The sequence below is a fragment of the Pseudomonas sp. UBT genome (assembly GCF_050915955.1).
In the GTDB taxonomy this organism is placed as follows: domain Bacteria; phylum Pseudomonadota; class Gammaproteobacteria; order Pseudomonadales; family Pseudomonadaceae; genus Aquipseudomonas; species Aquipseudomonas antarctica_A.
Genome location: NZ_CP168079.1, coordinates 360,658 through 380,141, shown reverse-complemented (window position 1 = coordinate 380,141; position 19,484 = coordinate 360,658). Strand labels below are relative to the sequence as shown.

Annotated in this window: 20 protein-coding genes; 7 read left to right on the top strand and 13 right to left on the bottom strand. The window is 60.9% G+C overall.

The window, feature by feature from the left end:
* Positions 1 to 227: 227 nt before the first annotated feature.
* The 6 genes from ACDZ94_RS01800 to arcD (ACDZ94_RS01775) all read right to left on the bottom strand — a co-directional run bounded on the left by ACDZ94_RS01800 (position 228) and on the right by arcD (ACDZ94_RS01775) (position 7,291).
* Positions 228 to 1,736, bottom strand: coding sequence for a sigma-54-dependent transcriptional regulator (locus tag ACDZ94_RS01800; RefSeq protein ID WP_432750992.1), 1,509 nt, complete (start codon positions 1,734 to 1,736; stop codon positions 228 to 230).
* A gap of 183 nt (positions 1,737 to 1,919) precedes the next feature.
* Positions 1,920 to 2,282, bottom strand: a complete 363-nt coding sequence (locus ACDZ94_RS01795; RefSeq protein WP_064453906.1) for a DUF5064 family protein — start codon at positions 2,280 to 2,282, stop codon at positions 1,920 to 1,922.
* An 18-nt stretch (positions 2,283 to 2,300) separates the two neighbouring features.
* Positions 2,301 to 3,230: a carbamate kinase gene (arcC, locus tag ACDZ94_RS01790; protein WP_064453905.1), complete on the bottom strand. Its 930-nt coding sequence runs from the start codon at positions 3,228 to 3,230 to the stop codon at positions 2,301 to 2,303.
* Between the two features lie 163 nt (positions 3,231 to 3,393).
* Entirely contained in the window at positions 3,394 to 4,404 is a 1,011-nt protein-coding gene (locus ACDZ94_RS01785; RefSeq protein ID WP_064453904.1) for an ornithine carbamoyltransferase, read from the bottom strand.
* Positions 4,405 to 4,583: 179 nt separating this feature from the next.
* A complete protein-coding gene (arcA, locus tag ACDZ94_RS01780; RefSeq protein ID WP_064453903.1) occupies positions 4,584 to 5,840 on the bottom strand; it encodes an arginine deiminase in 1,257 nt (418 codons plus the stop codon).
* Positions 5,841 to 5,863: 23 nt separating this feature from the next.
* Positions 5,864 to 7,291: an arginine-ornithine antiporter gene (gene arcD / locus ACDZ94_RS01775; protein ID WP_064453902.1), complete on the bottom strand. Its 1,428-nt coding sequence runs from the start codon at positions 7,289 to 7,291 to the stop codon at positions 5,864 to 5,866.
* 445 nt (positions 7,292 to 7,736) lie between these two features.
* Here arcD (ACDZ94_RS01775) and arcD (ACDZ94_RS01770) point away from each other — a divergent pair, with 445 nt between their 5' ends.
* Together arcD (ACDZ94_RS01770) and ACDZ94_RS01765 are read left to right on the top strand one after the other, a co-directional pair.
* The gene (gene arcD / locus ACDZ94_RS01770; RefSeq protein WP_064453901.1) at positions 7,737 to 9,164 is read left to right on the top strand and encodes an arginine-ornithine antiporter; all 1,428 of its coding nucleotides are present in this window, start codon (positions 7,737 to 7,739) and stop codon (positions 9,162 to 9,164) included.
* Positions 9,161 to 10,024 carry a DNA-3-methyladenine glycosylase family protein gene (locus tag ACDZ94_RS01765; RefSeq protein WP_432750991.1) on the top strand — a complete coding sequence of 288 codons (864 nt, stop codon included), beginning with the start codon at positions 9,161 to 9,163 and terminating at the stop codon, positions 10,022 to 10,024. Before arcD (ACDZ94_RS01770) ends, ACDZ94_RS01765 begins: the two co-directional genes overlap by 4 nt.
* Positions 10,025 to 10,139: 115 nt before the next feature.
* On the opposite strand, the gene ACDZ94_RS01760 is transcribed toward ACDZ94_RS01765, so the two are convergent.
* The 7 genes from ACDZ94_RS01760 to ACDZ94_RS01730 form a co-directional block, all read right to left on the bottom strand.
* Positions 10,140 to 11,489, bottom strand: a complete 1,350-nt coding sequence (locus ACDZ94_RS01760; protein ID WP_432750990.1) for a CoA transferase — start codon at positions 11,487 to 11,489, stop codon at positions 10,140 to 10,142.
* Between the two features lie 40 nt (positions 11,490 to 11,529).
* Positions 11,530 to 12,873: a sensor histidine kinase gene (locus ACDZ94_RS01755; protein WP_064453898.1), complete on the bottom strand. Its 1,344-nt coding sequence runs from the start codon at positions 12,871 to 12,873 to the stop codon at positions 11,530 to 11,532.
* Between the two features lie 67 nt (positions 12,874 to 12,940).
* On the bottom strand, positions 12,941 to 13,405 hold the full coding sequence (locus ACDZ94_RS01750; protein WP_017139156.1) for an LTXXQ domain-containing protein: 465 nt from the start codon (positions 13,403 to 13,405) through the stop codon (positions 12,941 to 12,943).
* Between the two features lie 145 nt (positions 13,406 to 13,550).
* Positions 13,551 to 14,228 carry a response regulator transcription factor gene (locus ACDZ94_RS01745; protein WP_064453897.1) on the bottom strand — a complete coding sequence of 226 codons (678 nt, stop codon included), beginning with the start codon at positions 14,226 to 14,228 and terminating at the stop codon, positions 13,551 to 13,553.
* Positions 14,229 to 14,235: 7 nt separating this feature from the next.
* Positions 14,236 to 14,643 (bottom strand): hypothetical protein, encoded by a 408-nt coding sequence (locus ACDZ94_RS01740; RefSeq protein ID WP_064453896.1) that lies wholly within the window; start codon positions 14,641 to 14,643, stop codon positions 14,236 to 14,238.
* Positions 14,644 to 14,763: 120 nt separating this feature from the next.
* Positions 14,764 to 15,063 carry a YciI family protein gene (locus ACDZ94_RS01735; protein ID WP_015885584.1) on the bottom strand — a complete coding sequence of 100 codons (300 nt, stop codon included), beginning with the start codon at positions 15,061 to 15,063 and terminating at the stop codon, positions 14,764 to 14,766.
* A 1-nt stretch (position 15,064) separates the two neighbouring features.
* The gene (locus tag ACDZ94_RS01730) at positions 15,065 to 15,661 is read right to left on the bottom strand and encodes a septation protein A (RefSeq protein WP_064453895.1); all 597 of its coding nucleotides are present in this window, start codon (positions 15,659 to 15,661) and stop codon (positions 15,065 to 15,067) included.
* Positions 15,662 to 15,748: 87 nt separating this feature from the next.
* Here ACDZ94_RS01730 and ACDZ94_RS01725 point away from each other — a divergent pair, with 87 nt between their 5' ends.
* The 5 genes from ACDZ94_RS01725 (at position 15,749) to ACDZ94_RS01705 (ending at position 19,385) form a co-directional block, all read left to right on the top strand.
* The gene (locus ACDZ94_RS01725) at positions 15,749 to 16,612 is read left to right on the top strand and encodes a PHP domain-containing protein (protein ID WP_064453894.1); all 864 of its coding nucleotides are present in this window, start codon (positions 15,749 to 15,751) and stop codon (positions 16,610 to 16,612) included.
* A 13-nt stretch (positions 16,613 to 16,625) separates the two neighbouring features.
* Positions 16,626 to 17,255 carry an L-threonylcarbamoyladenylate synthase gene (locus tag ACDZ94_RS01720; RefSeq protein ID WP_064453893.1) on the top strand — a complete coding sequence of 210 codons (630 nt, stop codon included), beginning with the start codon at positions 16,626 to 16,628 and terminating at the stop codon, positions 17,253 to 17,255.
* Positions 17,256 to 17,375: 120 nt separating this feature from the next.
* Positions 17,376 to 18,074 (top strand): segregation and condensation protein A, encoded by a 699-nt coding sequence (locus ACDZ94_RS01715; protein WP_169875663.1) that lies wholly within the window; start codon positions 17,376 to 17,378, stop codon positions 18,072 to 18,074.
* Positions 18,075 to 18,086: 12 nt separating this feature from the next.
* Positions 18,087 to 19,067: an SMC-Scp complex subunit ScpB gene (gene scpB, locus ACDZ94_RS01710; RefSeq protein WP_432750989.1), complete on the top strand. Its 981-nt coding sequence runs from the start codon at positions 18,087 to 18,089 to the stop codon at positions 19,065 to 19,067.
* 126 nt (positions 19,068 to 19,193) lie between these two features.
* A complete protein-coding gene (locus ACDZ94_RS01705) occupies positions 19,194 to 19,385 on the top strand; it encodes a DUF1289 domain-containing protein (protein ID WP_432750988.1) in 192 nt (63 codons plus the stop codon).
* The last annotated feature ends 99 nt before the right edge of the window (positions 19,386 to 19,484 follow it).

The window sequence follows — 19,484 nt, the reverse complement described above, 5'->3', positions numbered from 1 at the left end:
AAAGCCTATGTGGATCAAAGCCTTGCATGGCGCGCAAAAAACAGGGTTGTAGCGATATCGTTACGCTGTAGCGCTTTCAGTACAGCGGATGTCGTTCTCAGACCAAATTCGCAATGCAGTCCCCTGTGGGAGCTGGCTTGCCTGCGATGCAGGCAACTCGGTCTGTCAGCTGAACCGAGGTGATGCGATCGCAGGCAAGCCAGCTCCCACATTTAGATCGGGTGCGTTCAGGGCTTGTTGGGGATGCCGTATTTGCGCAGCCGATGGGCAATGGCGGTATGAGAGGTTTGCAAGCGGCTCGCCAGTTGGCGGGTCGAGGGGTAGCTGGCGTAGAGCTTTTCCAGCAGGCTACGCTCGAAGTCTTCCACCGCCTGTTCCAGGCTGTCGACCTCGCCGTCGTTTTGGCGGGCTACCGAGGTGCCGGCGATGTCCAGGTCGCCGATGTCCACCAGGCTGCTTTCGCAGATGGCGGCGGCGCGGAAGATCACGTTCTGCAACTGGCGCACATTGCCCGGCCAGCGGTTGCCCAACAGCGCCGGGTAAGTGCCCGGTGCCAGACGGCACACGGGGCGCTGGATCTGTGCACAGGCCTGCTGCATGAAGTAGCGGGCGAGCAGCAGAATGTCCTGGCCGCGTTCACGCAACGGCGGGACTTCGACGTTGAGCACATTGAGGCGGTAGAACAGGTCTTCGCGAAAGGTGCCCTCGCTGACCATCTTTTCCAGGTCGCGGTGGGTGGCGCTGAGAATGCGCACATTGACCTTCACTTCGCGGTCACCGCCCACGCGGCGGAAGCTGCCGTCATTGAGAAACCGCAACAGCTTGGCCTGCAAGTATGGCGACATTTCGCCGATTTCATCCAGGAACACGGTGCCCTGGTTGGCCAGTTCCATCAGCCCAGGTTTGCCACCGCGTTGCGCACCGGTAAAGGCGCCCGGGGCATAACCGAACAGCTCGCTTTCGGCGAGGTTTTCCGGCAATGCCGCGCAGTTCAGGGCCAGGAACGGCGCACTGTGGCGTGCGCTGATGGCGTGACAGGCACGCGCCACCAGCTCTTTGCCGGTGCCGGTTTCGCCCTGGATCAACAGCGGGGCATCCAACGCCGCCACCCGTTGCGCACGCGCCTTCAGGGTGCGAATTGCTGGCGACTCGCCCAACAGCGCGTCAAACCCTTCGGCATGGTCGTGGTGCAGCGCCGACAACTGTTCGCCGATCCGGTTGGGTGGGTACAGGGTGAGCAGGGCGCCGGCGTCGGTGATCGGCGTGGCGTCGAGCAGCAGGGTCTGGCCATTGACGCTGATCTCGCGCAGAGGCAGGCGAAAGCCTTGCTCCAGCAAGGTGTCCAACAGCGCCGGGTCGTTGAACAGTTCGCTGATGCTTTCCCCGGCCGGCTCGCGGCCGTACAGGGCGATCAGCGCCGGGTTGGCCAGCAGGATCTTGCCCGCGCTGTCCACGGCCAGCACCGGGTCCGTCATAGCGGCCAGCAGGGCATCGAGTTGCAGGTGGCGGCGTTGGCCGGGGAGGATATCCACCACGGTGACCGCCTGCACGCCGTGCACGCTGAACAACGCGTCGCGCAGTTCCTCCAGCACCTCGGCGCTGAGGGTCGGCGCGTCGATGTAGACGTTGGGCGGCACCATCTCCACCGCATCCAGGTTGAGATTGCGCCCACCGAGCAAGGCCAGGACTTCCTGGGTAATGCCGACGCGGTCGATGAAGCTGACGTGGATACGCATGGGGCGGATCTTGATTCTGGAGTGCGGAGGGTGGCCAGTATGCCTTGGCGCTGATGGAGATCAAAATGTGGGAGAGGGCTTGCTCGCGAATACGGTGTGTCAGTCGGCACATAGATGGCTGATACACCGTATTCGCGAGCAAGCCCGCTCCCACATTGAGGGTGTTGTGTCAGTGCAAGCAGGTTACCCCAGGTGTTCCGGCTTGATGGGGTCTCCCGCCTTCACATCCAACTGATGCCGCACATCTTCAAACATCAAGTCGTACTGTTTATGCATCGTGCCATTGAGCGTCGCAACCTTCGGCATCCCATAGTTCTGCGCGATTTTCATTGCGTGCCTGGCGAAGTCGAAAGATTGATCCTTGGGCAAGAAGAACTCCTCCTTGAGCTCCTTGCCTTGCACCGAGCCGTGCATCTTGAAGAGCATTCCCTTGCCTTCCTCTGGATCCTGGCTGACTTCGTAGTCGATACACAGGTTGTAGCTGTAGTCGTCCTTGTTGAGCGCGTGGCGTTCGATGTGCAGGTGACCAGGTTCAAAGGTGGCCATAGGCATTTCTCCTCTACTTCACAGGTAACTGATCCCGGGTTTGGCTGTGCTGATGCGTGTGCCGGCGCTGCCCTGGACGATGGCTTCGATGTCCGAGAGTGAACCGATGACGGCGGTTTTGCCAGTCTGGCGGGCGAACTCACACGCCGCTTGCACCTTCGGCCCCATGGAGCCGGCGGCGAAGCCGAGTTTTTCCATTGCGTCGGGGTGAGCCTGGGCGATGGCCTTCTGGGTTGGCTTGCCGAAGTCGATAAAGGCCGCGTTGACGTCGGTGGCGATCACCAGCAGATCGGCGTCCAGTTGCGCGGCCAATAGCGAGGAACACAGGTCTTTGTCGATGACCGCCTCAATGCCGCGCAGTGTGCCGTCTTCGCCATACATCGTTGGAATCCCGCCGCCACCGGCGCAGATCACGATGGCGCTTTTTTCCAGCAACCACTTGATCGGGCGAATTTCGAAGATGCGTTTCGGGCGCGGGCTCGCCACCACGCGGCGGTATTTATCGCCATCGGGGGCGATGGCCCAGCCTTTTTCGGCAGCGAGCTTTTCGGCTTCGGCTTTGGTGTACACCGGGCCGATAGGCTTGGTGGGGTTCTTGAAGGCCGGGTCTTTGGGGTCCACTTCCACTTGGGTGAGCAGGGTCGCAAACGGCACTTCGAAGTCCAGCAGGTTGCCCAGTTCCTGTTCGATGATGTAGCCGATCATGCCTTCGGTTTCAGCGCCCAGCACGTCCAGCGGGTAAGGCGAAACCTGGGTGTAGGCCGCTGCCTGCAACGACAGCAGGCCGACTTGTGGGCCATTGCCGTGGGCGATCACCAGTTCGTTGCCGGGGTGGATCTTGGCGATCTGTTCGGTGGCGATTCGGATATTGGCGCGTTGGTTGTCCGCGGTCATGGGTTCACCACGGCGGAGCAGGGCGTTACCGCCCAGTGCAACGACGATACGCATAATAAATGTCCTTCTAGAATTCAGCGAGGTCTCCGAGCGAAGAGCAATCAGTGTGGGAGCCGGGCTTGCCCGCGATGGCATCACCCAGGTATTCCTGAGAAACCGAGGTGCCCGCATCGCAGGCAAGCCAGCTCCTACACCGACTGTGTTTCGACAGTGAGGGTTAGATATCCGCGAGCGCCGACACCAGGATTGCCTTGATGGTGTGCATGCGGTTTTCCGCTTGCTCAAACGCGATGTTGGCCGGCGACTCGAACACGTCCTCGGTCACTTCCACACCATTGGCCAGGTTTGGGTAGCGCGCAGCGATGTCCTTGCCGACCTTGGTTTCGCTGTTATGGAACGCCGGCAGGCAGTGCATGAACTTCACGCGAGGGTTGCCCGAGGCTTTCATCATCTTGGCGTTGACCTGGTACGGCAGCAGTTGCTCGATACGCTCGTCCCACGCTTCCACCGGCTCGCCCATCGACACCCAGATATCGGTGTGGATGAAGTCGACGCCTTTGACCGCCTCTTTCGGGTCTTCGGTGATGGTGATGCGTGCGCCGCTTTCTTCGGCAAACGCCTGGCACTGCTTGATGAAATCTTCATGCGGCCACAACGCTTTCGGCGCGCCGATGCGCACGTCCATGCCCAGCTTGGCGCCGATCATCAGCAGCGAATTGCCCATGTTGTAACGCGCGTCGCCCAGGTAGGCGTAGCTGATGTCATGCAGCGGCTTGTCGCTGTGTTCGCGCATGGTCAGGGTGTCGGCGATCATTTGCGTCGGGTGGAATTCGGCGGTGAGGCCGTTGAACACCGGCACGCCGGCGAACTTGGCCAACTCTTCGACGATTTCCTGCTCAAAGCCACGGTACTCGATGGCGTCGAACATCCGGCCCAATACGCGGGCAGTGTCTTTCATGCTTTCTTTGTGGCCGATTTGCGACGACACCGGGTCGATATAGGTGACGTGGGCGCCCTGGTCATGGGCCGCCACTTCGAACGCGCAGCGGGTGCGAGTCGAGGTTTTTTCGAAGATCAGCGCGATGTTTTTGCCCTGCAGGTGCGGACGCTCGGTGCCAGTGTATTTGGCGCGTTTGAGGTCGCGGGACAGGTCCAGCAGGTAGTTGAGCTCGCGAGTGGTGTGGTGCATCAGCGAGAGCAGGCTGCGGTTGCGCATATTAAAAGCCATGATGGATCTCCTTCCCCGACACTGTGAAAGCTACTGCGCTTGGAAATTCTGCGTTAAAAACAGGCTCGGAATGCTCATTTACAACCAGTAAACTCCGCTTCCTCGCCTGTTTTTTCCTTGTCTTTCCTACGCTCGCTACGCTTTCACAGCGCCGGGTCGTAATAAGTTAAAAGTTAGGTTTAGTAGTCGATTGGGTCGCGGATGATCGGGCAGGTCATGCAGTGGCCGCCGCCACGGCCGCGGCCGAGTTCACCGGCGCTGATGGTGATGACTTCCACACCGGCCTTGCGCAGCAGGGTGTTGGTGTAGGTGTTGCGGTCGTAACCGATCACCACGCCAGGCTCCAGCGCCACCACGTTGTTGCCGTCATCCCATTGCTCGCGCTCGGCGGCGAAGCTGTTGCCGCCGGTCTCGACCACACGCAGCGCCTTGAGGTTGAGCGCTGCGGCCACGGTTTCGAGGAAGTTGGTTTTTTCCCGTTGGATATCGATGCCGTGTGGCTTGCTGTCATCAGGGCGCAGGGTGAAGGGAATGATCTGGTTGACCACTTCGGGGAAGATCGTGACCAGGTCGCGGTCGCAGAAGCTGAACACGGTGTCCAGGTGCATCGCCGCGCGGGACTTCGGCAGGCCGGCAACGATCACGCGTTCCACGGCTTTGTTTTTGAACAGGTTGCGTGCCAGTTGGCCAATCGCCTGGTGGGACGAACGTTCGCCCATGCCGATCAGCACGACACCATTGCCAATTGGCATGACGTCGCCGCCTTCCAGCGTGGCGGCACCGTGTTCCTGGTCGGGGTCGCCGTACCAGATCTGGAAGTCTGCGTTAGTGAACTCGGGGTGGAATTTGTAGATGGCCGAGGCCAGCAGGGTTTCCTGGCGTCGCGCCGGCCAGTACATAGGGTTCAGCGTCACGCCGCCGTAGATCCAGCAGGTAGTGTCGCGAGTGAACTGCGTGTTCGGCAGCGGCGGCAGAATGAAGCTTGCGTGGCCGAGGAAGTCGCGGAACATCTCGATGGTCTTGCCACCGAAACTGCTCGGCAGGTCATCGGCCGACACGCCACCAATCAGGAATTCGCTGATTTTGCGCGGCTCCAGGCTGCGCAGCCAGGAGCTGACTTCATCGATCAGGCCCAGGCCAACCGTATTCGCGGTGATCTTGCGTTGCAGGATCCAGTCCAGGGCTTCGGGGATGGTGACGATATCGGTCAGCAGGTTGTGCATTTCCAGCACATCAATGTCCCGCTCGCGCATCTTGGTGACGAAGTCGAAATGATCGCGCTTGGCCTGGGCGACCCACAGCACGTCATCAAACAGCAGTTCATCGCAGTTGTTGGGGGTCAGCCGCTGGTGGGCCAAACCTGGGGAGCACACCATGACTTTACGCAGTTTGCCGGCTTCGGAATGTACGCCGTACTTCACTTTTTCCGTGGTCATTACAGATCCTCCAGTGAGAACAATTACAGTGTCAGGAAGCCGGCGTAGAGCCCGTAGGCCGCCACCAGGGCGCCCACGACTACCGCGGCGAATATCAGCTTCTCGACGTTGGTGAAAATCGGTTTGCCCAGTTCATGCTTGGCCTTGGCGAACAGGATCGCGCCAGGCGCGTAGAGCAGGGCGGACAGCAGCAGGTACTTGGTGCCACCGGCGTAGAGCAGCCAGATCGCGTAGATCAGGGCGACGGCGCCGATGAACAGGTCTTTCTTGCGTTCGCGCAGCGCGTTTTCGTAGGTCTCACCGCGCACCGCCAGCAGCAAGGCGTAGGCTGCCGACCACAGGTAGGGCACCAGGATCATCGACGTGGCGAGGTAAATCAGCGACAGGTAAGTGCTGGCGGAAAACAGCGTGATCACCAGGAACACCTGCACCATCGCGTTGGTCAGCCACAGGGCGTTGACCGGCACATGGTTGGCATTTTCCTTACGCAGGAACTCCGGCATGGTGTGGTCCTTGGCGGCGGCGAACATGATCTCCGCGCACAGCAACACCCACGACAGCAGCGCCCCCAGCAGGGAGATGATCAAGCCGACGCTGATCAGCACCGCGCCCCAGTGACCGACTACATGCTCCAGCACGGCGGCCATCGACGGGTTCTGCAATTTGGCCAATTCCGGTTGGGTCATGATCCCCAGGGACAGCACGTTCACCAGCATCAGGAACAGCAGCACGGTGATAAAACCGATGACGGTAGCCTTGCCCACGTCGGAGCGTTTTTCCGCACGGGACGAGAAGATGCTCGCGCCTTCGATGCCGATGAATACCCACACGGTAACCAGCATCATGTTGCGCACCTGGTTCATCACACTGCCCAGGTCCGGGTTTTTCACGCCCCAGATATCGGCGGTGAAAATGTCCAGTTTGAACGCGAACACGGCGATCAGCACGAACAGCACCAGCGGCACCACCTTGGCGACGGTGGTCACCAGGTTGATGAACGCGGCTTCCTTGATCCCGCGCAGCACCAGAAAGTGCACGGCCCACAGCAATACCGAGGCGCCAATCACCGCCGCAGGCGTATTGCCTTCGCCGAAGATCGGAAAGAAATAGCCGAGGGTGCTGAACAGCAACACGAAGTACCCGACGTTGCCCAGCCAGGCACTGATCCAGTACCCCCAGGCGGACGAGAAGCCCATGTAGTCGCCGAAGCCGGCCTTGGCATAGGCATACACCCCGCCGTCGAGGTCAGGCTTGCGATTGGCCAGGGTCTGGAACACGAAAGCGAGGGTCAGCATGCCGATGGCGGTAATCACCCAACCGATCAGCACCGCGCCGACATCGGCACTGGCCGCCATATTTTGCGGAAGTGAGAAGATCCCGCCGCCAATCATTGAACCCACGACCAAGGCAACCAGTGCGCCCAGTCGAAGTTTTCCGGGAGATTCAGACATTGCATGACTCCAATGCAGGAGAAGAGAGACCACAGAATAATTCTGTGCGCTGATCAAACAGCTGACTTAGATCACGTCATTGGCACATTTCATTGTGAATTAATGACTTAGGGGGGAAGCACTTGAGGGGTACTTTTATCGGGAAGACGCTTTCTAGAGCGGTCTCTGCGTGATGACTAATGATTTAGTCCGTGTGATGGACGTTTGAAACTAGTCTGTTTTGCAGAATATGCAAACTTTTAAACAACGCGCCGAGAAGCTCGCTAGATAGCGGCCAAAGGCCTGCGTCTTTAAATTGTTAATAAGCCTAAACTTTACAAACTTTCATGCCGTTATGTTATGAGCCTGTGGGTTTTATTACCGTCTTAAATAAACGTTGCACTCGCTGAATGAATTAGTTGAGTACACGGTTGTCCGCTCAATTATTGTTTCTGTAGGAGTTGTTATGTCTGAATCGGTCGAGAAACTCCGTCTCAGCGCGCTGATCGCCCTGGTGGTGGGCTCGATGATCGGCGGTGGGATTTTCTCCTTGCCACAAAACATGGCCGCGCGCGCCGGAGTGGGCGCCGTGTTGATCGGCTGGGCGATCACCGCCGTCGGCATGTTGACCCTGGCCTTCGTGTTCCAGACGCTGGCCAATCGCAAACCTGAACTGGATGCCGGGGTGTATGCCTACGCCAAAGCCGGTTTTGGCGATTACATGGGTTTCTCGTCCGCCTGGGGGTACTGGATCAGTGCCTGGATGGGCAACGTCGGTTATTTCGTGTTGCTGTTCAGCACCCTGGGTTACTTCTTCCCGGTGTTCGGCCAGGGCAATACGCCGGTCGCTATTGGCTGCGCGTCGCTGTTGTTGTGGGCTGTGCATTTTCTGGTGCTGCGCGGCATCAAGGAGGCGGCGTTCATCAACCAGATCACCACCGTGGCGAAGATCGTGCCGCTGGTGATGTTTGTGGTCATCAGCGCCGTCGCGTTCAAGGCCGATATCTTCACCCGCGATATCTGGGGCTTGGGCAATCCGCAATTCGGCAGCGTGGTTGATCAGGTGCGCAACATGATGCTGGTCACCGTGTTCGTCTTCATCGGCATTGAGGGCGCCAGTGTGTATTCGGCGCGGGCCGAGAAACGCTCGGATGTAGGCCGGGCCACGCTGATCGGGTTTCTTGGGGTGCTGGCGCTGCTGGTGCTGGTGAATGTGTTGTCGCTGGGGATCATGAGCCAGCCGGAACTGGCGCAATTGCAGAACCCATCCTTGGCTGGTGTGCTGGAACATATTGTCGGACCTTGGGGCGCGGTGGCGATCAGCATCGGCCTGGCGTTGTCGTTGCTGGGGGCTTTGCTGTCCTGGGCGCTGCTGTGCGCAGAAATTCTTTACGCCACGGCCCATGACAAGACCATGCCGGCCTTCCTGAAAAAGGAAAACGCCAACCAGGTGCCGGCCAACGCGTTGTGGCTGACGAACGTAATGATCCAGGTTTTCCTGGTCATCACGCTGTTTTCCCACAGCACTTACACCAACCTCATCTACCTGGCCTCGTCAATGATTCTGGTGCCCTACCTGTGGTCGGCAGCCTATGCAGTGCTGTTGAGCGGGCGCGGCGAAACCTATGACGGCGCCCCGCGCCAGCGCTGCAAGGATTTGCTGGTCAGCCTGATTGCCCTCGGCTACGCGGTATGGCTGCTGTACGCAGGCGGCTTGAAGTACCTGCTGCTCTCGGCACTGCTGTATGCGCCCGGTGTGATTCTATTTGCCCTGGCCAAGCGCGAGCAGGGCCAGCCCTTGTTTACCCACATGGAAAAAGGCATTTTCAGTTGCGTGGTCGCGGGCGCGGGGCTGGCGGCGTATGGGCTGTACAGCGGGGTATTGTCGTTGTGAGACTGGCGTATCAGCCACCCTATGACTGGGCGGCGATGGTGGACTTTTTATCCTTGCGGGCAATCAGCGGGTTGGAGATTGTCGAGGCCGGTGTGTATCGGCGCAGCATCAGCGTCGCAGGTTCCCACGGCTGGATCAGTGTTGCGCCGGGGGCCGGGGATTGGCTGGAGGTCGACGTCGAGTTTCCGGACACCGCCGCGCTTCCCGAGATCGAGCGGCGCTTGAGGGCGATGTTCGATGTGGATGCCCAGCCGCAATTGATCAATGCGCAACTGGCCGCCGACCCGTTAATGGCGCAGCTTGTTGCTGGCCGTCCTGGCCTGCGCGTGCCGGGTGCGTGGGACGGTCTGGAACTGGCGATTCGTGCCGTGCTGGGGCAACAGATCACGGTGGTGGCGGCCATTCGCCTGGCGGGTAAATTGGTGGCGCAGTATGGCCAGCCGTTGCACACGCCACACGCCGGTATCACCCATGTTTTCCCGACGCCCGACGTCTTGGCAGCGGCGGACCTGGCGACGTTGGGCATGCCCAAGGCTCGGGGTCGCACCTTATCGGGTGTTGCCCAGGCTTTATTGGATGACCCGCAGTTATTTGAGCCCAAAGCCAGCCTGAAGGAGGGCGTGGCGCGGCTGGTGGCGTTGCCGGGAATCGGCGACTGGACTGCGCAGTACATCGCCATGCGCCAGTTGCGCGAGCCGGATGCGTTTGCCTCGGGGGATATCGGATTGATCAATGCGCTGGCGGCGTTGGAAGGTGGGCCGGTAACCGCGCGCGCATTGTTGGCGCGGGCTGAGGCGTGGCGGCCTTTGCGGGCGTATGCCGCGCAGCATTTGTGGACGTCGTTGAGTCGGGCGGATTGATAGCGTCTGCCAGGGCCTCTTCGCGAGCAAGCCTGCTCCCACATTTTGACCGTATTCCAAAGGATGTACTCGGTAAAGTGTGGGAGGGGGCTTGCTCGCGAAAGCGGTTTTCAAATCACCACTGTGGCCGGTGAGACCCCAATTCCCCCGCTGGCAAATCCCACTGCAAAGGCGTGCCACTGATGGTCACCGGCGCGAGCAAACGATGGGCCTGGCCCCAGGCCGTTTGCTCCACCAACACACCCTGATCGCCCGCGTCTTCAGCCCGCAACGCCGGTTGCTCCGGCACTTGCCCGGCCTCCACCAACAGCTTCGCGGTGCGTGCCAACGACAACCGCGCCGAACCGCCACGCCCGGTTTTCAAGCGCTCGCTTAACGCCTGAATCGCACTGGCCGCCATCAAATACCCGGTGGCGTGATCCAGCGCCTGCAACGGCAGCGGCACCGGTTTATCCGACTGTTTCCAGGCCATGCCCGCGTCGGCAATCCCGCAGCTCATCTGCACCAGGCTGTCGAAGCCGCGACGATTACGCCATGGGCCGCTCCAGCCGTAGGCATTGAGGCTTACGTCGATCAAGCCGGGGGCGACGGTTTGCAGGTCATCGGCGCAGTAGCCGAGTTGCTCCAGGGCATCGGCGCGGTAGCCGTGGAACAGGATGTCGGCCTCTTTGAGCAGGCTTTCGAAAATCTGCCGGTCCTGGGGGCTTTTCAGGTCCAGGCGAGCGCAGCGTTTGCCCAGGGTCATTTCCGGCACCACGCCCGGCTCGTTCCAGCTGGGTGAGTCGATGCGCAGGACATCGGCGCCTAGGCCGGCGAGGAAACGACTGGCCACGGGGCCGGCCAGTACGCGGGTCAGGTCCAGCACCTTGATGCCGGCCAACGGCCGCGCCACGGAACCGAGCCAGGGTTTGTCGGCCGTGGCATCGAAGGTCCGGCGCTGCACCAGGTCCTGCGCATTGACCGCCAACCCCTGCGGATGGGTTTGCCAGGCCTGCCACGAACGCATCTGCGCTGCGCAGCCGCCTTCATCGACAATCGCCTGCTCCAGTTCTGCCGCGTTCCACGTTGCGACGTGGCTGGCCATCTCGGCACGGTCATTGACCTTGCCGAGTACGCGCTCGGCGGCCGCGCGGTGATGGGGCGCATTGGTGTGTAAACGAATCCAGCCATCGGCGCAGGCATAGTCGCCGGCGACCGGGTCCCACAGCGGCGGTACTTGCCAACCCACCGGGCGAATCGAGGACGAGAACCAGAAGGAGGCTAGGCGCCGGTCCACGCTGACGCTGGGCAAGCGCCCGGTCTGCTGCTGAATAAGTTGGGCGACGGCTTGGCCGGCGGCACCGAGACTGGCGGCCGCCAGTTCGGTCACGGCGAAGGTCGAGGGCAGGGCGCCGGCTTCGGTAAAGGTCAGCGCGACTTGCGGTAAATCGAGTGCGGCTTGGATGGGAGTCAGCAGGTCAGTCATCAAAGGCCCTCCGTAAGAGAAGGGCCACTATAGAAGATCCTCACACGGGTGTGACAACTCCGGGCACCAGCGGCAGGTCGATGCTGGCGATAAAACCGCCGTCGGGGTGATTGGCCAGGATCAGGCTGCCACCATGGCGCTCTGCTGCGCGACGCGCAATCGCCAGGCCCAGGCCGTGGCCTTGGGCCGTCTGGCCGGGCGCGCGGTAGAACGGCTCGCCGAGTTGGCTCAGGTGTTCGGCGTCAACGCCTTGGCCATGGTCGCGCACGCTGATCAGAATGCGCTCGCCCTGGCGTTGGGCCTTCAACTCAATCGGCTGGCCTGGCGGGTTGAAACGTTGGGCGTTGCGCAGCAAGTTATCCACTGCGCGTTCGATCATGGTCGGCCAGCCCTTAAGGTGCAGCTCGTTGTCAGCCGACAGCTGCACCGTCTGGTCCGGGGCACCGAGTTGGGCGTCCTTTTGCAGGGTTTTGAGCAGTGGGTTGAGGTCCACCTCTTCCGCACTGGCGTTGTCGGCATCGACGCGGGCCAATACCAGAATTTCGCTGATCAGCGCTTCCAGGCGGTCGCATTCGCGGGTCAGGCGCGGCCAGAGCTTTTCCCGTTCTTCGGGGCTGGCGCGTTCGGCCAGGGCCAGGGCGATGCGCAAGCGGGCGAGGGGCGAGCGCAGTTCGTGGGACACGTCCCGCAGCAACTGGCGCTGGCTGCCGATGAGGCTTTGCAGGCGCGCGCCCATGCGGTTGAAGTCAGTGGCCAGCACGCCGAACTCATCGCGCCGGTTAGCCAGCTGCGCCAGGCTGTTCTGCTGGTAGGTGGCTTGGCCAAGGTCATGCACCGCGCCGCGCAGTCGGCTGAGCGGGCGGGTAATGGACAGCGTCACCAGCAAACTGAACAGTGTCAGCACCACCAGCGCAATCGCCAGCGCGCTCAAGGGCCAGGTCAGGCTGCTGCGGTGCCATTCGTCGAGTTCCGGGTGCGGAATGCGATAGATCAGCAGGTAGGTGTCGCCGGTTTTTTCACTGGTGTACTCGGCGGTCAGCCGGCGCCAGGGCAGGTGGCCGTCCTTGCTGTCATTCTGCCGAGCTTCGAAGGCGGCGGCGCGCTTCGGGAAGGTGCCACGCACTACCGGCTCGCCGCTTTCATTCAGCACTTGCACGTCGATGTGATACTGGCGCTTGCGCTGTTGCAGTAAGTCCTGGGCGGCGTCTTCGCCTTGCGCTTCGTAGAGTTGGGTCCACTCTTGCGCCAGGTTGTTGAGGCCGGGGTGGCGGCTGAGAATCCAGGCGTCCTGGTTGAGCATATGCCCAAGCAGGATCGACAACCCGGCAACCAAGGCGATGGCCAGCCAGAAACTGGCCAGGATGCGCCAGAACAATGAACGCACAGGAAACCCTCAAACAGGAAAAGCCCAGCGGCGAGGGCCACTGGGCTGGGTAGGTAACGCTAGAGCATTATTGCGCTTTTTGCGGCTGTTGCGCTTTCCAGGCCTGGAATTCCTTCCACTCGGCGCGGCGCTCGGCCTGTTTCTTGACGATCTCGTCGAATTTCTTCTGTTGATCGGGTTTCAGCACGGCACGGATGTCAGCCTGGGTTTTCTGTTTGCCGGCGGCGATTTCATCCTGCATGGCTTTCTGGTCAGCGGCTGGCAGCTTGTCCAGGTACTTTTTGACCAGGTCTTTGCGGGCGTGCCATTGGTCACCCATCAATTTGCCGATTTGCTGGCGCTGTTCCTTGGTCAGGTCCAACTGGCTGAAGGGGCCGCCTTTGCCACGCGGACCGTGTTCACCGCCGTGGCCCGGGCCACCCATCATGTGGCCTTCTGGGCCGCCCATCGGGCCTGGGCCTTCTGGCATTGCGGCCATGGCAACGGTCGGCAGGGCAGCGGCGAACATCAGAGCGATAAGGGTCTTGCGCATGGTGATTCTCCTGTCTCTATTCCGGTGAGTCCGGATGTGAGTAGATTACGGAGATCAAGGTCAGCGGCGGTCAGGGGACGGTAAAGCTTGGGTAAAGAGGGGTTTGGGGTGAACTGACAAAACCGGGAGCCACAGGCTCCCGATTTCAGAGGCTGTAGTAATAGCCCCGGCTACGCAGTGCCACGATCCGTGGCCGGCCATCCGGGTGCGGGCCGATTTTCTTGCGCAGGTTGCTGACGTGCATGTCCAGGCTGCGATCGTAAAGGGTCAGCTTGCGGCCGAGGGCAATTTGCGCCAGTTCCTGCTTGTCCAGCGGTTCGCCGGGCTGGCGCAGCAAGGCTTCCAGCAGGCGGCTTTCGGAGACGGTAAGGGCAAATTCCTGCTCATCGATGGTGACCACGCCACGCACCGGGCTGAAGCACAGATCACCCAGCTCCAGCTGGCTCGACACGGCAGCCGGGTGGCTGCGGCGCAGCACGGCGCGCAGGCGGGCGGTGAGCTCGCGTGGGTCGCAGGGTTTGGCCAGGTAATCGTCCGCGCCCAGTTCCAGGCCGAGAATCCGGTCCAGTGGCTCGCCTCGGGCCGAGAGCATCAACACCGGCAATTCCGGGTGGTCGCTGCGCAATTGTTTGAGCAACTCCAGGCCACTGCCATCGGGCAGCATCACGTCGAGTACCACCGCCGCGGGGGCGCTGTCGGCCAAGGCTTTGCGGGCGCTCAAGCCGTCGTGGCAGGCGCGCACCTGGAAACCTTCCTGGCTTAGCCAACTGGTCAGCAGCTCGCAGAGCTCCTGGTCATCATCTATCAGTAACAGCTCGCTCATGACTCACTCAATTTAGCCATTGTCGACGGCGACGGTGCCCACCGCTGGCGAAGATCCCGCACAGCAACGCGATCAGTGCGACGGCACCGCCGGTGACAAACCACTGCTGTTGCTCGGTCAGCCATCGGGTCAAGGTGCCGCCCTGTGTTTCTTTGAGTTGCTGGGCCAGGCGTTGGTTCTCCTGACGCAAGCGACTCAGTTGGGCGCTTTCACGCGCAGTATCTGCGCTTTGCAGTTGTTTGCTCAGTTCTTCACGCAGCCGTTCGCTTTCTTTCAAGCGTTGCTGCAACTCGGTGATCTGGCTGCCGGCACTCAAGGACAGGGGCGTGGAGCTGCCGGTGTTCGAGGTTTCTTCAGCGTGGGCGGTAGCCCCGATCATTAACACTGCCAACAAACACAACTGACGTAAGCGCATCGGAACTCCTGATTCCACACGAATATTCAGAACGTTGTCGGCAGGTTACCGAGAATAATGAGCAATTAGGAGCGCGCCGAATGCAATTGGTTCGGCGCGATCCAGCTCACGAACGGTAGGTCAAGGCAGGACTTGCTTGAACGGCTTTATCACCACGTCAGCGTAGACGCCCGCCGCCACATACGGGTCGGCTTTGGCCCAGGCCTGGGCGTCGGCGAGGGAGGCAAATTCGGCGACGATCAGGCTGCCGGTGAAACCGGCGTCGCCCGGGTCATTGCTGTCCACTGCCGGATGTGGGCCAGCCAGTACGATGCGGCCTTCGGCTTGCAGCTGTTTCAGACGCTCGACGTGAGCCGGGCGTACAGACAGGCGTTTTTCCAGCGAGTTGGCAACGTCGGTAGCAATGATGGCGTAAAGCATGTCAGTCCTCGGTTTTTGGCGTAGTAGAGTCAGTGTCATGCAGGTGGCGCGACAGGTAGATACCCTGGCCGACCAGGAACAAGACGGTCATGCCCAGGCTGCCGAACACCTTGAAGTCGACCCAGTAGTCCTGGAAGGTAAAGGCCACGAACAGGTTGGCGGCGCCGCAGAACAGGAAAAACACGATCCAGGCCACGTTCAAACGCGTCCATACCGGTTCGGGCAGGGTCAGTGCGTGGCCCATGATCCGCTTGATCAACAGGCGGTCACCGATGAAATGGCTGCCGATGAACGCCAGGGCGAACAGCCAGTTCACCACCGGGGCTTTCCATTTAAGGAAGGTTTCGCTGTGGAAGGCCAGGGTCAGGCTGCCGAAGACCAGGCAGGCAACCAGGGTCAGCCATTGGCTTTTCTCGAGTTTGCGCTGGGAGATGAAGATGGCGCCGTAGACCACTACCGAGCTGATGATCAGCACGGCGGTGGCACTGTAGATGCCCCCGATTGTCAGCTCATGGCCGGCGAGATCGATGACCCTGGGGTCGAGTTTGTAAACGATGAAAAACAGCAACAGCGGGATGAAGTCGATGAATTGTTTCACAGTAAGAGCCAGAAGCTGGATGTGGCGGCATAATAACAAACATCCTTGGTAGCGAAAGCGCCAGCTGACTTGAGGTTACACACTTCCGTGAATGTTGATTTGCACTGCCACAGCACGGCCTCCGACGGCGCCCTGGCGCCCGCGGTACTGGTTGCGCGTGCGTTTGAAAAAGGCGTGCGAGTCCTTTCGTTGACCGACCACGACACCCTCGAAGGGCTCGATGAAGCCCGCGAAGCGGCCCATGGCCTGGGTATGCAATTGGTTAACGGCGTGGAATTGTCCTGCACCTGGGGCGGCGCCACCATTCATGTGCTCGGCTACGGCTTCGATCAAAACGCCCCGGCTTTAGTGGCAGCCATTGCTCAATTGCACGATGGCCGCTGGCTGCGGTCCGAAGAAATAAGCCGCAAGCTCAGCCTCAAAGGCATGCCCAATGCGCTGGACGGCGCCCGCGCCATCCAGCAAGAACTGGGTGACAGCGGCAACGCACCGGCCCGTCCGCACTTTGCCGATTGGATGGTGCGTGAAGGTTTTGTCAAAGATCGCGCCGAAGCCTTTCGTAAATGGCTGGGGGCCGGCAAGTTGGGCGACGTCAAGCAACACTGGCCGACGCTGGAAGATACCGTCGGGACCCTGCGAGCCTCCGGGGCCTGGGTCAGCCTGGCGCATCCCTGGCATTACGATTTCACCCGCAGCAAGCGCCGCAAGCTGATTGCCGACTATATTGGAGCGGGCGGCCACGCAATTGAAGTGGTCAACGGGCATCAACCCGCCGAACAGGTGGGTAGCCTGGCGATTCTTGCGCGCGAATTTGGTCTGCTGGTCAGCGCCGGCAGTGATTTTCATGGCCCAGGCGGCTGGTCCGAGATTGGCGAATATCGCCAGGTCCCGGACGACCTGCCGCTTTTGTGGGGGCGATTCAAGCATGACCCCATTATTGCCACCGTCTGAACAGGTAGAACACGTGAGTCAATTCTTCCAGATTCATCCGGAAAACCCTCAAGCGCGCCTGATCAAACAGGCCGTGGAGATCATTCGCGCCGGTGGCGTGGTGATCTACCCAACGGATTCGTCCTACGCAATTGGTTGCCAGATCGGCGACAAGAGCGCGGTAGAGCGCGTAAGACGCCTGCGTGACCTCGACAAGAACCACAACTTCGCGTTGATCTGCAGCGACCTGTCCCAGTTGGGTCTGTTCGCCAAGGTCGACACCGGCACGTTCCGCCTGCTCAAGGCCCACACGCCGGGGCCCTACACGTTCATTCTGAATGCCACCCGCGAAGTGCCGCGCCTGTTGCTGCACCCGAAGAAGCGCACCATCGGCTTGCGGGTGCCGGAGCACCCGATTGCCCTGGCATTGCTCGCTGAACTGGGCGAGCCGTTGATGAGTGTGTCGTTGATCTTGCCCGGTGAAACCGAGCCGCTGTACGACCCGCACGAAATGCGCCGCCTGCTGGAAAAACACGTCGACCTGATCATCGACGGCGGCTACGGCGGCAACAAGGCCTCCACCGTGATCAACCTCGCTGACGGTGAACCGGAAGTGGTGCGAGTGGGCTGTGGCGACCCAACGCCATTCATGGTCGAGGCCTGAATGTCGGTCGCGGAAACCGTCGACAGCCAGGCCGGTGCCCAGCAGGAACTGCCATTTGCCATGGTCTACGGCCAGGCGGTCATGGAAATGCCGCTGGACTTGTATATCCCGCCCGACGCACTGGAGGTCTTCCTTGAAGCCTTCGAAGGCCCGCTGGACTTGCTGCTGTACCTGATCCGCAAGCAGAACATCAACATCCTCGACATCCCGGTGGCGGAAATCACTCGCCAATACATGGGCTATGTCGAGCTGATGCAGTCGGTGCGCCTGGAGCTGGCCGCTGAATACCTGGTGATGGCCGCCATGCTGGCCGAGATCAAGTCGCGCATGCTGTTGCCGCGCTCGGAAACCATCGAAGCGGAAGAAGACGACCCGCGCGCCGAACTGATCCGCCGCCTGCAGGAGTACGAACGCTTCAAGGCGGCCGCCGAAGGCATCGACGGCTTGAGCCGCGTTGGCCGTGATGTGGTGGTGCCCAAGCTCGACGCCCCGGAAGCCCGGGCGCGCAAGTTGTTGCCGGACGTCAGCCTGGAGGAGTTGTTGATGTCCATGGCCGAGGTGCTGCGCCGTGGCGACATGTTTGAAAGCCACCAGGTCAGCCGTGAGGCCTTGTCGACCCGTGAGCGTATGAGTGATGTGCTCGAACGCCTCAAGGGCGGCGGCTTTGTGCCGTTTGTTGAGCTGTTTACCAAAGAAGAAGGGCGCCTGGGGGTGGTGGTGACCTTTATGGCGATCCTTGAACTGGTCAAGGAGTCCTTGGTCGAGCTGGTCCAGAATGAGCCTTTTGCGGCTATCCACGTGCGGGCGCGAGCCGAATAAAGAGCTGAATCGATGAATTTGACTGAACCCCGCGAACTGGCCCCGTTGCTGGAAGCCTTTCTCCTGGCCTCGGGTAAACCGCAATCCCTGGAGCGCTTGTTCGAACTCTTTGAAGAGGCTGAACGTCCTGAGCCGCCGGTGTTCAAGAAGGCGCTGGAGATTTTGCGCAAGTCCTGCGACGGCCGCGCCTTTGAGCTGCGCGAAGTAGCGTCGGGTTATCGCCTGCAGATCCGTGAGAAGTTTTCCCCGTGGGTCGGCCGCTTGTGGGAAGAGCGCCCGCAGCGTTATTCGCGGGCGATGCTCGAGACCATGGCGCTGATCGCCTATCGCCAGCCGATCACGCGCGGCGAGATCGAAGATGTGCGCGGCGTGGCGGTCAACAGCCATATCGTCAAGACGTTGCTGGAGCGCGAGTGGATTCGTATCGTCGGTTACCGCGATGTGCCCGGCAAACCGGCGATGTTCGCCACCACCAAAGTGTTCCTCGACCATTTCAACCTGAAAAACCTCGACGACCTGCCGCCGCTGGCCGAGCTGCGCGAGATGGAGCCGGACCCGGTGCTGGACTTCGACGACGCGCCGGTCCCCGCCAGCCTGCAAGAGCTGGCCGACGCCACGGCCGAGCCGGAAGAGCCGAAGGACGAAACCAGTTTCCACACCTTGTTGCTGGAATTGGACGACATGGAGCAGGGAATCAAGACCGACTTCGACGACTTGTTGCGGGATGGGGCTGCCGAGCCTGAAACCCAGGTGAACGTTGAAACGGTGCCTGAGGTCGACATTGAAGTTGAGTCTGAGCCCGGGCCTGAGGTCGACATTGAAGTTGAGTCTGAGCCCGGGCCTGAGGAAGACATCCTCGGTGTCGCCGAGGCCCGTGAGAAACTCCTGGCTGCCGTCGCCGCCCTCGAACAACCGCCGTTGAGCGACGAGGAAGACGAAGCCCGGGCGCTGGCTGAGGCCATCGAGGCCGAGCGGCGTCAGTTCGAAGACTGACGCCGCGTCAAAATGTGGGAGCTGGGTTGCCTGCGATACAGGCGACTCGGTCTTTGTGTTTCACCGAGGTGACGCCATCGCAGGCGAGCAGCTCCCACAGAAAACCCGTTGCCTGGGAGGATTCAAATGAGTTCAACCAAAGACCCCTGCATCAGCATCTGCAAGTTCAGCGATGACATCTGCGTCGGCTGCGGCCGCAGCAAGCGCGAGATCCGCGCCTGGAAGAAACTCGACAAGGTCCACAAACGCACGGTTTTGGCCGAAGCCGAGCTGCGCCTGCTGGCGCTGGGCGCCACCGGTCGGCGGAAAAGCAAATGACTGCGCCCTAATCGACTAGTCTCTGATGCGCAACGCGCGCCATGCGCGTATGATTCGCGACCCTTTGGCGAGGTATTCGCCCAAAGCCCCGCTTTCAAC

Bases quoted from the DNA above. Each gene is read 5' to 3' on its own strand.
- ACDZ94_RS01800 (WP_432750992.1), bottom strand. From the start codon at position 1,736: ATGCGTATCCACGTCAGCTTCATCGACCGCGTCGGCATTACCCAGGAA.
- ACDZ94_RS01795 (WP_064453906.1), bottom strand. From the start codon at position 2,282: ATGGCCACCTTTGAACCTGGTCACCTGCACATCGAACGCCACGCGCTC.
- arcC (WP_064453905.1), bottom strand. From the start codon at position 3,230: ATGCGTATCGTCGTTGCACTGGGCGGTAACGCCCTGCTCCGCCGTGGT.
- ACDZ94_RS01785 (WP_064453904.1), bottom strand. From the start codon at position 4,404: ATGGCTTTTAATATGCGCAACCGCAGCCTGCTCTCGCTGATGCACCAC.
- arcA (WP_064453903.1), bottom strand. From the start codon at position 5,840: ATGACCACGGAAAAAGTGAAGTACGGCGTACATTCCGAAGCCGGCAAA.
- arcD (WP_064453902.1), bottom strand. From the start codon at position 7,291: ATGTCTGAATCTCCCGGAAAACTTCGACTGGGCGCACTGGTTGCCTTG.
- arcD (WP_064453901.1), top strand. From the start codon at position 7,737: ATGTCTGAATCGGTCGAGAAACTCCGTCTCAGCGCGCTGATCGCCCTG.
- ACDZ94_RS01760 (WP_432750990.1), bottom strand. From the start codon at position 11,489: ATGACTGACCTGCTGACTCCCATCCAAGCCGCACTCGATTTACCGCAA.
- ACDZ94_RS01750 (WP_017139156.1), bottom strand. From the start codon at position 13,405: ATGCGCAAGACCCTTATCGCTCTGATGTTCGCCGCTGCCCTGCCGACC.
- ACDZ94_RS01745 (WP_064453897.1), bottom strand. From the start codon at position 14,228: ATGAGCGAGCTGTTACTGATAGATGATGACCAGGAGCTCTGCGAGCTG.
- ACDZ94_RS01740 (WP_064453896.1), bottom strand. From the start codon at position 14,643: ATGCGCTTACGTCAGTTGTGTTTGTTGGCAGTGTTAATGATCGGGGCT.
- ACDZ94_RS01735 (WP_015885584.1), bottom strand. From the start codon at position 15,063: ATGCTTTACGCCATCATTGCTACCGACGTTGCCAACTCGCTGGAAAAA.
- scpB (WP_432750989.1), top strand. From the start codon at position 18,087: ATGAATTTGACTGAACCCCGCGAACTGGCCCCGTTGCTGGAAGCCTTT.
- ACDZ94_RS01705 (WP_432750988.1), top strand. From the start codon at position 19,194: ATGAGTTCAACCAAAGACCCCTGCATCAGCATCTGCAAGTTCAGCGAT.